Consider the following 13,644-nt stretch of genomic DNA (forward strand, 5'->3'; position numbering starts at 1 on the left):
CTTATTTTTAGTACTTAAATTATTTTTTTTATTTTAATATTCTTTTTGATTTTAATTTATTGTTAGTGTTTACTATTCTTTATCATGTTGATTTTTATGTGTTTTATTTTTTTATTTTAGGTTTTCTTGTTAATTCAAAAGATTTAAATGGTGTTGGTTTATTATTTTCTTTATTGTTGTCACGTTTGAAAACAATTGTATCAATGGAAATTAATTAACCATTAAATGTTTATTGGTTAATTAATTTTATTATTTAATGTGATTGTTAATTAACCGCCATATATATCCGTGATTTAAAGGTTTTTATATGGTCATAAATAGATTTAACACGAAAAAATAAAAGATGAAGTAAGATAAACGCAAATGAGGGGCTGTAACCTTAGGGCGGTAGCGTATTTGATTATTGGCATATATCTTCATTGTTTGTCTGTCTGAGAACTCATCGATAGAGTAAATAATGTCTTAGATGTAGTTAAATACTCTTATTATTTAATCGAAAATTTTTAAAAATTCCTTTTAGTTAACCATTTCGGATTGAAATCATTCATGACTGCCATTAGTAATAAACAAGTAAAATCCATTTCGACAGCGAATGAAGAAATCGACTTAGGTAAGATTTTTGGTGTTTTGCGAGATAGTAAAAAATCTATTCTTGCTTTAACCCTAGTTTTTACTTTATTAGGTCTGATTTATTCTGTTTTTGCTACTCCTATTTATAGATCTGATGTATTGATTCAAGTTGATTCAAAAAGTGATGGCTCTCCTGCTTTTGGAGAAGCGATGGCAAAAGAATTTACAACTGAATCATCAGCAGTTACCGAGATAGAGTTAATTAAATCTCGTCGCGTTATTGGTAAAACAGTCGATAAATTAAACCTAACAACGTCAGTTACTCCTGATTACTTCCCTATTTTTGGTAAAGGTTTTGCACGATTAACTCATACTCAAAGTAGTGCAACTGTAGCGCACTTCTCTATGCCTACTAACGCACAAAAAAATGTTTACCAGTTAAAGATTGTTAATATAGATACTGGTGAATTTGCATTAACTGATGAAGATAATGCAAACGTTAAATTAACGGGTTTTGTAGGGCAACCAGTTAAAGAACAAGGTTATGATTTATTGGTAACAGCGTTAACTGGTGCGAATAATGACACTTTTACAGTTAAACAAATTTCTCGCTTTGATATTATTACTTATTTCCAAGAATCATTAATTGCAGCTGAAAAAGGTAAAGATACCGGTATTGTTGAAGTTTCACTAAAGGGTCAGAACCGACTAAAGACTCAACGTATTCTGAATAGTATCAGTGAAAACTATTACTTATTGAATGCAGACCGAGCTGCGGCAAGTGCAGATAAGAGCTTAGCGTTTTTAGAAGGACGTCTACCAGCAATCAAAGCGGAATTAACCACGGCTGAAAATAAGTTAAATCAATACCGTGAAGCTAATCAATCAGTTAATATAGAATTGCAAGCAAAATCTTCACTTGACGAGCTTGTTGCTTTAACGGGTCAAATTAATGAATTGAGTTTCCAAGAGGCCGATATTTCACGAAGCTATACTAAAGAGCATCCACTTTATAAAGCATTAATTGAAAAACGTAATGATTTACTGGCTCAAAAGAATCGTTTAACTCGTAAAATTGATCAAATGCCAGAAACACAACGTGAAATTATTCGCTTAACGCGCCATGTTGATGTTAACCAGCAAACATATATGCAAATTCTTAATAAAATTCAAGAGCTTGATATAGTTAAAGCTAGTAGTTCTGCAAGTGTTCAAATTATTGATACAGCATCAAGTAGTGTTAAGCCTATTGCACCTAACCGTGTAATGCTCGTTGTTGCTCCTGCTATTATTGGCCTGATTCTTGGTGCATTAATCGCATTATTCCGTGTTATTTTAAATAATACTGTTGTTGATCCTCAGCAATTAAAACTAATGGGTTTACCTGTTTTTGCTTCAGTTCCAAAAACGAAGAAGCTGCCAAATGCGATTTTAGCGGAAGTTGATTCAGATGATATCTCAATTGAAGCACTACGTATGTTACGTAACCGCATGTTGTTAGCAATGAATAATGCAAGTAATAATACAGTATTATTAACAAGCGCTAGTTCAATGGTTAAATCAGGAAAAACATTTGTTATTACTAATGTTGCAGCATTAATGGCTGAAGCAGGTAAGCGAGTGTTAATTATTGATGCCGATATGCGTAAAGGTAAAATTGCATCAACACTAAATGGTAAGCAAGCAAATGGTTTAGCTGAGCTACTTAGTGGTAAAAATGATCTGAAAACAGTAATAAAGACATCTACAATTGCTAATCTAGATTATATTTCTGGTGGCGAACATGCACATTCACCTGCCGAATTGCTAATGCATGATCAATTTAAAACATTATTAGCATGGGCTTCTGAACACTATGATGTTGTTATTGTTAATTCACCACCAGTATTAGCTGTTGTTGATGCTGCGATTATCGGTGCTACTGTTGGTACAACAGTAATGGTTGGCAGTTATGGTGAGGATACTTTAAAAGATATCGAACAAGCTAAGCAAAAGTTTGAAGATAATGGTATTGAAGTTGATGGATTTGTTTTAAATAACGCAATGAAGAAAACAAGTAATCAAGCTATCTTTAAAAAGTATTGATAAGTTATTTTTAATTTCAAAATAATTATGGCAAGTAATTGCCATAATTATAATTTCCCTTTATATAAAGATATAAGTAATGCGTAAAATAATTAATCTCATTTGTAATAAAAGTAAATTAGCTAGAGAATTAAGATATAACTTTAGTTTTATACGTGAAACTGGTTATATACCATCATTTAAAAACCCTAAAACATATAATGAAAAAATAAACTATCGCAAGCATAACCCTAAACATGAATTATTTAGTGTTTGTGCTGATAAGATTAAATCTAAAGAATATGTAGCAGAAAAACTATCTTCAGATTACATTATTGAAAACTATTATGTTGGCGATAGTATTACTGTAGATAAAATTAAAGAAATTCTTGCTGATAAAGGTGATTTGTTATTAAAAGCGAATCATAATTCTGGACCAGTTTATTTAATCACAACTGAAGCTACAGATGATGAGATTACTCGTAAGGTTGATGATGTAAATAATCAATTAAAAGTAGATTATGGTAAGCAGCTAAATGAACCTTGGTATAGTGACATAAAACGAGGTGTATTAGTTGAAAAAAGGTTATCTCCTCAAGAAGGCGAAACTGATGTTCGTGATTATAAATTCCATGTTTTCAAACAAAATGATGGTAGTTTTAAAATCATTGTACAAATAGATTTTGACCGTAGTGGTAATCATACTCGTTCTTTCTTTGATGATGAATTGAATTGGCTTCCATTCTATACTTTGTACTCAGATACTGGCGTATGCATTAAAACATCAATTGAAATGCCTAAGAATTACGATCTAATGTTAACTGCAGCTAAAACATTAGCTGAACCATTTAGTTATGTTCGTGTTGATTTCTATAATGTCGATGGTGCTATTTACTTTGGTGAATTGACTTTTGCTCAGGGAAGTGGCCGTTCAGGGCTTACAAATAAAGCATACGATCTTTGGTTAGGCCGCTTATGGGAAGGCGACCCCTCTTATTAAATTCCATATTGATTAAATATAAAGTTAAATACTTAGTTCTGTTTTTCATTATATTTACTGATTATATATACAATAAATTACCAAATTATAATGTATAACTTGGTAATTTATTATACATCTCACTTCACATTATGATTTAATAAATATGATGTCAAATACTAAAATAAGCCAAGTTGTATTTTGGATATCTGTAGCAATTATCTTTATCGGATTTATGGAAAACATTAATGAGTTAAGATATGACTTAATGATTCCATTAATAGCTATAGGGTGGGTATTACACTTTACTTATAGTGATCATAAGATTGATAGTCAGAGTACTAAGTCCTTTATATTGCTTTCTGGAATTATTGCACTAATTGCGTTACCTTCACTACTTAAAATTTACCCTCATATACATAATCTAATAAATTATACTTATTATAGTTTTACTGTGGGTATGATCGTAAAGTTATTCTCGGTATATAGTACTTTTGTATTTTTAAAAGGAGATACCGATAAATTAGAAAGAATGATTAAATATGTTTTAATTCTTAATTTATCGATGTTCTTTATTCAATTTATAATAGTATTCCCTACTGGTATTTATATTGATCCATTAAAATTAATAACAGGGGAGTCATCACGATATGGCAGTGATATCTTTGTCCCTCTTATTGGTAATATATATCGTTGTACTGGATTCTATGAAGAACCATCAACGTATGCCGGATTTATTGTTGTTCTTTTAGCATCCAAACTTTATTTAAATCCGAAAGTAGATAAATTAGTTATTTTCTCTGCTTTATCTATTATTTTATCTTTTTCTGTTGCCGCAATTGTTTATGGATTAATCATTATTGGTTATTTCCTTTTACGCAGTAAAGCGAGTTACTTGAAATATATTTTGTTTTTGTTATCCCCATTACTTGTGGCTGCTATTATAGGTATTGCTATTCAGCGCCTAACTTCATTGGGTGGTGATGCTCAAGATATTCGTAGTAATTTGAATGATATGGTATTTGATCAGAATTTAATGATCCTTATCTTTGGCAATGGTGCTTTAGGTATTATGCCTGAAGCTGCACATATAATGAACACAACAGGAGATATATTTAAATTAGGTATAGCTTCGTTGAATGATAATGGTATGTGGTTATTCTTTATCATTAAATTTGGATTTGCTGGATTAGCAATAATAATATCTTATTTATTTATTAAATCTAAAACATTACTCAATAGAATTATGTTTTTAGTTATATTATTAACTAAATTAAGTTTTTTATACTTTGGATTTATATTCTATTTCTTTTTAGTCTTTAATAATAAACCAGAATTAGAGGAGTCAGACAATGGAACCAAAAGTGAAGTCGAGTAAACAAAGGGATCTGTTTTTGTGAATATTCGAGAATTCAAAGCTTTTTTTTGGAGCTTTATTGATGGTGTTGGCTCTCAGGGCAGCCAATTAATTATTACCATCATGTTAGCTCGACTATTGACTCCTGCTGATTTTGGTGTGATTGGTTTAATTTCAGTCGTTGTATATTTATCGAATGTTATAGGTAACGGTGGTTTAAATAGTAGTCTAATTAGAAAATCTAAACCATCTGCCGATGATTTTACATCAGTATTCATTTTTAATATAACACTTGGTATATTGCTTTATGTTATTATTTTCTTATCATCAGGATTTTTATCGCATTTTTTAAATTTACCTCAAGCTGAAATTTACCTCAAAGTATATGCATTAAGTATTATATTTACTGCATTGGAACAAATTCAACGTGTAAAATTAACAATCGATCTTAATTTCAAAACACAGGCTAAAATTACATTATTTTCGGTTATTTTCAGTGGTATAGTTGCATTAATTTTAGCTAAACTTGGCTTTGGTGTATGGGCTTTAATTGCACAAGCTGTTGTTTTATCTATTATTAGATGTGCTATTTTTTGGTATGTGATCGGTTGGAGACCAACTGGGCATTTTAAAATGCCACTATTATTAGAACATTTAAATTTTGGATATAAATTATTACTAGGCAATGTTGTTGATGTTGCGTATAGATATATGTTCAATTTGGGTATTGGTAAGTTTTATTCTGTAACGGATCTTGGTTTTTATAATCAGGCTACAAAACTTACAGAAGTACCATCTATGACGATAACAACAGTTGTTCGTCGTGTAAATTACCCTATTATTAGTAAATTAAGAAATAATAATAAGTGTTATTTTGATAATTTAAATAATATAGCTTCTTATATTGTAGCTGTTTATTTACCTATTACATTATGGTTATCATTTAATTCTCATAATATAGTATTGAAGTTATTAGGTGAAAGATGGATTGATGCTAGTCCTTTTTTATCAATATTAGCTATTGCTTTCTTTATTGTGCCATTATCTAATTTATTTGGTAATATTTTATCAGTTGAAGGACGGACTGATTTATATTTTAAAATAAGATTGATTGTTAAATTTATTCTTGGAGTGTTATTTTTCATTATCCATTCTTATGGTATTTATGTTGTATTATTTTTCATAATATTTGCAACCATATTTGAATGGTTTGTTAATATTATAGTTTCATATAAATATTTCAATTTTCCTGTATTAAAATATTTCAAGAGATTATTATTAATCACTATTCCAATAGTTATTTCTAGCTTTTTGGTTAATCATTATATCAATATAGATTCAACAATAGGTGATTTAGCTATGAAGCTAATAGTAAGTATGATTATACCTGCTTGTATCTTATTTTTATTATCGAAAGAAAAGGTTTAATTAATAGCCTTTATTGATTACTTACTATTATTTATTTGGTTATATTATGTCACAAAAAAGTATAGATTTATTTATTGATGCAATAAGGAAGGGTGGCGCTGAGCGCGTTTGTGTAAATTATGCAAACTATTTGGTAGATAATGGCTATAAGATACGAATTGTTATATTTAAAGAGTATGAAGATTCTTATATTGATCTTGTAGATAAGCGTGTTGAGATTATAACTTTAGGTTGTCATGATGCTTCATCGATGATTAAAAAGGTAAAGGCTATAAACTTTATCTTTTCTGATACAGTTATAGTATTTAATCATCAAATGTCTATTGCATTATGGTTCTATCGCCAATTTGGCTGTAAACAGAAATTTAAGTTAATATCTCGTAATGTGAATTATCTAAGCCGAGATTTATATACATCTAAAAATTCAATAAAAAAATGGGTGACTATTTTATTAACTAAAATAATATATCGTCGTATTGATTGTTTTATTGCCCAATGCAATGACATGAAAAATGACATGGTAAATTACCTTTCTGTACCTGAGAGTAAAATTACAGTTATATATAATCCAGTATCTACTAGTGTTTATAAAAAAGAAAATGTAGAGAAAGATATTGATATTTTATTTGTTGGTAGAATAAGCAAGCAGAAAGGGTTGCCGTATTTAGTTTCCGTTATCGATAGCATTATTAATAAAGAGCAAGCTAAAGTTTGTATTGTTGGTAAAGGTGTTCTTGAAGAGCAATTAGATAAAGAATTATCTGTCATAGAAAATAAATATAATATTAAAATATTACGAGTTCGTTCAACTAATGATGTTAATAGTTATTATAATCGAGCAAAAGTAACGATATTAACCTCTCTTTATGAAGGATATCCAAATGTATTGGCAGAATCATTAACTGCAGGTACTCCTGTTGTTTCTTTTGACTGTCAAAGTGGTCCTGAAGAAATTATTCGTGATGGAATTAATGGCTACTTGGTTCCATGTTTTAATACGGAAATATTTGTTGATAAACTAGAATTAATTCTAAACGGAAAGACATTATCTGACGTCCGTGATTTTAATAGTGAAAACAGTTTTAACCTTTTAGAAGAATTGATTAATAAAGAGTAAATAATAATGAGTAAAAAAATTCTGGTTATTAGTGATCATCGAGGAGGTGGTGCTGGACATGTAGCAACACAGTCTGGATTATTATTCTCAGATCAAGGTTATAATGTTGATTATATTTTTGGTGATGATTATTTTAAGTTTAATGCTGTAGGATATTGTTGCAATTATAGCGCGATTGATATAATTAGAAAAAAATTAGCAATTAGTAAGCCAGAAATTATTTTAATCCATAACTTTGATCACTTATGGAGTCCGTTTTTTTTAGTTGAAATTAATAAATATAAAGAAAAAACTGGAGCTAAAGTAATTATGACTGTTCATGATTACCATATAGTTTCTGCTTCAAATTCTTTATCTTATTATGAAAATACAGAAAAAAAATTCTTTAAAGATCCACCTTCATTTAAACAATTAGTGACTAAAAAACTTGATAGACGTAGCTATATTTATGGATTGGCAAGGTTAGTGCAGTGGTATCCATATTATTCTGTATTGAATTTGCAAAAAACGTTTGATCATTTTATGTGTCCGAGTGACTTTATTTATAAGCAAGTAGTCAAGCGATTCGATCCTTCTATTGTAAGTGTTGTACATAATCCGACATCTGCAACTATTTCATCGTATCAACTTGATAATGATGACGTTGTTATTACCTTTGCTGGGCGTTTAAGTAAAGATAAAGGAATTTATGATTTTATTAAATCGATAGCTGACTCAAAATTAGTATCACCTAAGCATATTACTATCAACATTATTGGAAAAGGTCCTTATTTTGATGATATTGAGAGACTAGTTGATACTCTGAAAGAGCAAAATATTACTATTGTATTACATGGGTTACAAAAATTTGAAATTGTAAAATCTATTTTTGAAAACTCTTCATATGTATTATTACCGTCATTATGTTATGAAAATGCACCATTAACCTTGGTTGAAGGTGTTTTTGCTGGCTGTAAAGTATTAACTATGAATTATGGTGGTATGGTTGAGATTGCAGATAAGCTTAATCTTTCAATATTGATGGATGATTTTAGTCCGAAATCTATTCAATTTGTTTTTGATAATTTAAATACAAAAAAAGAAGAGCAATCGACTTTAGATAAATTTTATCAGGATTATTCAAATGATAACTATATCTCTAAGGTCAAAGAAATTATTTCATGATTTAATTTATTATTATGTAATGTTGAGTAAGTAAGTAAGTAATATAAATACAAATCTAACTTGGATTTTGAAATGTTTACTAAATTATTTATTATAAATAATTTAGTAAAGTTAAGGTTTAAAATGAAAAATAGCTTTTTACGTCGTCGTTTTTTTGAGCTTCGTGTAACAATAAAAGATTTAATTTGGGGTGTTAAGAATCCTGAGTCTTTTAAACGGAAAAATAATTTAAGCCCAATAATGGGACGTTTTTCATCTTATAAATTTGAGCAACTCTCTGGAATACAGTCAAATGATTATGTATCAGATTGTTTTTATTTTAATAAGATAGAAGCAAAAATAAATAATTTTGAATTAAGCGATTATTTTAATCATAAAGGCTATTTACCTTCGATCTTACAGTCAAATGCAATTCCATTACTGTTTAATTATATTTCTGGTATTGTTTATGATGCTGAAGATAAAGTTATTGATGCAAGTATAGTTGCTGAACGATTACGTAATGATCCTAATAATACTGAATTTGTTATTAAAAGAAGTGTTGGGACTGGTGGTGGTGAAAGTGTAGAGATTGGAAGTGCGAATGAAATTATTCCTTTTTTTAATTTATATGCAAAAAAGAAATATGATTTCGTTATCCAACCATTAATTAAACAACATGATTTGTTAGCTGCTTTTAATCCATCATCACTAAATACTGTACGTATTATGACATTAGCTTATGACAATAATGTTCATCATGTTTCAAGTATGGTAAAAATGGGTGGACCTGGCGGCCGAATTGATAATGTTAGTGCCGGTGGTTTGTGTATTGGAATTAAAGATGATGGTTCTTTAACTACTTTTGGTTTTGACTGTTATTTAAATAAAACTACTCGTCATCCCCAAACACAACTTAGTTTTCCTGATAACTACGAAATACCATATTTTAATGAAATGGTTGAAGTGGTAAAAGATAAGCATAAGTTATTTAAAAGTCATGGAATTATCTCCTGGGATGTAAGTGTAGATAATGATGGCTATGTTACTATTGTTGAATGCAATACTGCTTGGAGTGGTTTGGAATCACATCAAGCTTTTCATGGCCCTGTCTTCAAAAGGCACATGGAATACATAAAGAATATCAATTGATAGTGTGTATTTTTGTTGTTGAAATAATGTAAATTATCTTTTTTTATAAACATTTACACTTAATATTATTTATTCTCCTGAAAGTTGGGCATAAGTCTAAATTATTAGTTATTTTATCGAAATCTAGATGCTTATAATAATAAACGACAAGATTAGTCGTTTGCTTTGATAGTCCACCTATCGAGCATTTTATGAAATGAATTTAAATATAATTTCTATTCATTATTGTTATAAGTTGTATAAGGTTTCACTAGCTATGAAAGATAGTAATGTTCGTCGTTTAGCTTATTCTGTTTTAGCCAATGCTAAATACGTTAAGTATGGTATAAAAAATCCAGAATCGTTAAAGTGTAAAAACTTACTTAGCCCAATTACAGGACGCTTCTGGAACCATCGATACCAATCAGTATGTGGTATTGAATCAGATAAATATTTATCTGAACCTTATTTTTATAATAAAGTTGAATCTAAGGTTAATGATTTCAGCCTTAATGATTTTCTTGATCATAAAGGTTATATATCAAATATATTAAATAGCCATACAGTACCTGATATAGCTAATTGTATTTCAGGCACTATTTATAATAGCAAGAGTGAAGTAATTAAATTTGATGATTTAGTTATATTATTGGAGCATGAATCAGCGGATAATGAATTTGTAATTAAACGCAGTATTGGTACTGGTGGTGGAAAGAGTGTTGAGATTGGTAATACAAGCCACATTATTCCATTTTTAAAGTCTTATTTCGATAAAAAGTATGATTTTGTTGTTCAGCCGGTTATAAAACAGCATGATGATTTAGCTATTTTTAATCCATCATCGATTAATACTGTTAGAGTTATGACTTTTTCTTATCATGGCAATGTTTATCCCATTTCAACAGTACTAAGAATGGGAAATGGTGGTAGAGTCGATAATTCTTCATCTGGTGGCATATCTATTGGTGTTGATGAGACTGGAAAGTTACGCGATTTTGCAATTGATCATCATTTTAATAAATATGAACAACATCCAGGAACATTGATTAATTTCTCTGATGGTTATGTTATTCCTTATTTTAATGACTTATTAGAACTTGCTAAAGATAAGCATAAATGGTTAAAAAGCCATGGTATTATTTCGTGGGATTTGACCGTTGATAATAATGGTAATATGTCAATTATTGAATATAATGCAGGTTGGGGCGAAATTAACTTCCATCAGGCAAATAATGGTCCAATATTTAAAAATCATATTGAATATATAAAAAGTATTAATGGTTAATAGTTGATGTGGATAATATAATAAGTATTTATTATATATTTAGATCGTTCTTTTAATTTATTCAATGTTTTTAATATATTCAATGTTGTTAACGATTGATAATGTGGTTACCTATATCTGATTATAAAAAATGGAAGTATTTCATTTAATAGGTAGTCACTCTCTTCTCCTACGTTTATAATTGGAGGTGAAAGTAGAATTAGTGTTTTAAGTTATACCACTCTTTTATGATTAGAAGTAAATATGAAAATTGATAAATATTAGCTTATTAAAGCTATAATATTTTCTTTTATAAGAGTGTTTTTCTATTTAGTGATTTAAAGTGAAAAGATAATTGAAGTGCTAAATATTTATTAAAAAGTAGATGTTGATGTTAACAAAGCGGTAAGTTGTAGCGTTTAACCATAAATATGGTGACTAAAAATATTATCAATATCCGTAATGTCAATATAATTTTGATTAGCTATATTAAAGTCTGTGCTAATAAATGCTGTTTATTGAAGGACAGTAAGAGATAATATAGTTATGTTTCGTCTTATAGAATAGAAAATATTATCATAAATTAACTATACAATTTATGAATGAAACATCTTTCAACAATGGTAATTATTTATTGTTGAAATGACAGATATTCTATATTTATAAATCATATTAAGTAAATAAAATGTATTAATAAGTGAGGGTGTAACGTGGAAAGTCTAGAATTTAGATTGTTCTCCAAGATCATCTCTAAAATACCAATTAAAACAAGATTGCAAATCTTATTTTTTCGTAAATTTAAGCGATTTATTAATTTTGATAATCCTCGGACATATAACGAAAAAATTCAGTGTAAAAAGATTGCAGATCGCAGTGAATTATTAACAATTGGTGCTGATAAAATAAAAGCCAAAGATTTTGTTAAAGATATAGTTCCTGAATTATATCTACCAAAAATGCTTTGGGTGGGGGATTCTCCTGAGTCTCTTGATAATTTAGATTTATCAACATTACCTAAAGATTACGTATATAAAGCTAACCATACTAGCCAGACAATTGAAATTATTCGTCATGGTAATCATCTTCCTAAAACAAAGATGAAAGCGTTAGCAAAAGATTGGCTGAAAAAAGATCAATCTGGTGCATTAGGTGAGTGGGCATATGAAAATATTCCACCACGGGTGTTTATTGAAGAGTATTTAGAGTTTGATGGTCATGAGCCTGATGATTACAAATTATATGTATTCAACGGCAAAGTCGGTTTTATCCAGTTAGATTCTGGCCGATTTACCAGTATGACTCGTAATCTTTATGATGCTAATTGGGAAGAGCTTGGGTTTGAATATCATCATCCTCGTTGTCATCCAGCACCAGAAAAACCAGAATACATCGATGAAATGATCCGTATTGCAGAAAAAATTGGTCAACAATACGATTTTGTACGAGTCGACTTATATTTTTATGATGGAAAAATAACGTTTAGTGAGCTGACAATGTATTCAGCCTCCGGATTTTTAACGATGCCTGATGATTGGGACTTAAAAATCGGTGATCTATGGACTCAAGATTATAAGGTAAAATAATGAAATATTTAGTAACGGGCGCGGCCGGTTTTATTGGTGCAAAAGTAAGTGAAGAATTATTAAAAAAAGGTCATGACGTTGTTGGTATCGATATTATCAATGACTATTATGATGTAGCGTTAAAAGAAGCACGTTTAGCACCATTATTAGAAAATAATAAATTTGTTTTCAAGAAAATTGATATTGCTCATTCGCAAGATGTACTTGATTTATTTGCTGATGAAAAATTCGATCGCGTTGTTCACCTTGCCGCTCAAGCTGGTGTACGTTACTCGATTGAAAACCCAATGGCATATGCAGATAGTAACCTTGTTGGTCACCTTAATATTTTAGAAGGTTGCCGTCATAATAATGTTGGCCACCTTGTTTATGCATCATCAAGTTCTGTATACGGTCTTAATGCTAAAACACCATTTTCAACATCAGATACAGTAGATCATCCTGTATCTCTTTATGCAGCAACGAAAAAATCTAATGAGTTAATGGCGCATTCGTACTCTCACCTGTACAACATGCCAACAACTGGATTACGTTTCTTTACTGTGTATGGACCTTGTGGTCGCCCAGATATGGCTCCTTATATTTTCACTAAGAAAATTTTGGATGGCGAAACAATTGATATCAACAACAATGGTGATATGTGGCGCGACTTTACTTACATTGATGATATCGTTGAAGGTGTTATTCGTATCGCTGATGTTGTTCCTGCCCGTAATGATGATTGGACAGTTGAAGAAGGTACACCAGCATCAAGCTCTGCACCTTATAGCGTATATAACATTGGTCACGGTAGCCCAATTAACTTAATGGAATTTATTAAAGCCATTGAAACTGAATTAGGTATTGAAGCAACTAAAAACTTCCGAGGCATGCAACCTGGTGATGTATACCAAACTTATGCAGATACTCAAGATCTATTTAAAGTAACTGGCTATACCCCAAAAGTTGGTGTTAAAGAAGGCGTTGCGAACCTCGTTCGTTGGTATAAAGAATTTTATAATAAGTGAT

General features: G+C 29.8%; 10 protein-coding genes. All 10 read left to right on the top strand.

The window, feature by feature from the left end; genetic code table 11:
• The first annotated feature begins 546 nt into the window (after positions 1-546).
• The 10 genes from C9I86_RS00005 to C9I86_RS00050 all read left to right on the top strand — a co-directional run bounded on the left by C9I86_RS00005 (position 547) and on the right by C9I86_RS00050 (position 13,643).
• Entirely contained in the window at positions 547-2,655 is a 2,109-nt protein-coding gene (locus tag C9I86_RS00005) for a polysaccharide biosynthesis tyrosine autokinase (RefSeq protein ID WP_107275291.1), read from the top strand.
• 79 nt (positions 2,656-2,734) lie between these two features.
• A complete protein-coding gene (locus C9I86_RS00010; RefSeq protein WP_080157048.1) occupies positions 2,735-3,634 on the top strand; it encodes an ATP-grasp fold amidoligase family protein in 900 nt (299 codons plus the stop codon).
• 145 nt (positions 3,635-3,779) lie between these two features.
• Entirely contained in the window at positions 3,780-4,991 is a 1,212-nt protein-coding gene (locus C9I86_RS00015; RefSeq protein WP_080157046.1) for a hypothetical protein, read from the top strand.
• An 18-nt stretch (positions 4,992-5,009) separates the two neighbouring features.
• Positions 5,010-6,398: a lipopolysaccharide biosynthesis protein gene (locus C9I86_RS00020; RefSeq protein ID WP_080157045.1), complete on the top strand. Its 1,389-nt coding sequence runs from the start codon at positions 5,010-5,012 to the stop codon at positions 6,396-6,398.
• 46 nt (positions 6,399-6,444) lie between these two features.
• Positions 6,445-7,515, top strand: a complete 1,071-nt coding sequence (locus tag C9I86_RS00025; RefSeq protein ID WP_080157043.1) for a glycosyltransferase — start codon at positions 6,445-6,447, stop codon at positions 7,513-7,515.
• A gap of 6 nt (positions 7,516-7,521) precedes the next feature.
• Positions 7,522-8,679, top strand: a complete 1,158-nt coding sequence (locus tag C9I86_RS00030) for a glycosyltransferase family 4 protein (RefSeq protein WP_107275292.1) — start codon at positions 7,522-7,524, stop codon at positions 8,677-8,679.
• Positions 8,680-8,751: 72 nt separating this feature from the next.
• On the top strand, positions 8,752-9,810 hold the full coding sequence (locus tag C9I86_RS00035) for a sugar-transfer associated ATP-grasp domain-containing protein (RefSeq protein ID WP_080157040.1): 1,059 nt from the start codon (positions 8,752-8,754) through the stop codon (positions 9,808-9,810).
• A 256-nt stretch (positions 9,811-10,066) separates the two neighbouring features.
• The gene (locus C9I86_RS00040; protein WP_158258900.1) at positions 10,067-11,074 is read left to right on the top strand and encodes a sugar-transfer associated ATP-grasp domain-containing protein; all 1,008 of its coding nucleotides are present in this window, start codon (positions 10,067-10,069) and stop codon (positions 11,072-11,074) included.
• A gap of 689 nt (positions 11,075-11,763) precedes the next feature.
• Entirely contained in the window at positions 11,764-12,636 is an 873-nt protein-coding gene (locus C9I86_RS00045; protein WP_080157036.1) for an ATP-grasp fold amidoligase family protein, read from the top strand.
• Positions 12,636-13,643 (top strand): NAD-dependent epimerase, encoded by a 1,008-nt coding sequence (locus tag C9I86_RS00050; RefSeq protein ID WP_080157034.1) that lies wholly within the window; start codon positions 12,636-12,638, stop codon positions 13,641-13,643. Before C9I86_RS00045 ends, C9I86_RS00050 begins: the two co-directional genes overlap by 1 nt.
• The last annotated feature ends 1 nt before the right edge of the window (position 13,644 follow it).

It is taken from the genome of Photobacterium sp. NCIMB 13483 (assembly GCF_003025475.1).
Taxonomy (GTDB): domain Bacteria; phylum Pseudomonadota; class Gammaproteobacteria; order Enterobacterales; family Vibrionaceae; genus Photobacterium; species Photobacterium piscicola.

What these genes read in the sequence shown, in the direction of transcription:
- C9I86_RS00005 (WP_107275291.1), top strand. Translation starts at nt 547, where the DNA reads ATGACTGCCATTAGTAATAAACAAGTAAAATCCATTTCGACAGCGAAT.
- C9I86_RS00010 (WP_080157048.1), top strand. Translation starts at nt 2,735, where the DNA reads ATGCGTAAAATAATTAATCTCATTTGTAATAAAAGTAAATTAGCTAGA.
- C9I86_RS00015 (WP_080157046.1), top strand. Translation starts at nt 3,780, where the DNA reads ATGATGTCAAATACTAAAATAAGCCAAGTTGTATTTTGGATATCTGTA.
- C9I86_RS00025 (WP_080157043.1), top strand. Translation starts at nt 6,445, where the DNA reads ATGTCACAAAAAAGTATAGATTTATTTATTGATGCAATAAGGAAGGGT.
- C9I86_RS00030 (WP_107275292.1), top strand. Translation starts at nt 7,522, where the DNA reads ATGAGTAAAAAAATTCTGGTTATTAGTGATCATCGAGGAGGTGGTGCT.
- C9I86_RS00035 (WP_080157040.1), top strand. Translation starts at nt 8,752, where the DNA reads ATGTTTACTAAATTATTTATTATAAATAATTTAGTAAAGTTAAGGTTT.
- C9I86_RS00040 (WP_158258900.1), top strand. Translation starts at nt 10,067, where the DNA reads ATGAAAGATAGTAATGTTCGTCGTTTAGCTTATTCTGTTTTAGCCAAT.
- C9I86_RS00050 (WP_080157034.1), top strand. Translation starts at nt 12,636, where the DNA reads ATGAAATATTTAGTAACGGGCGCGGCCGGTTTTATTGGTGCAAAAGTA.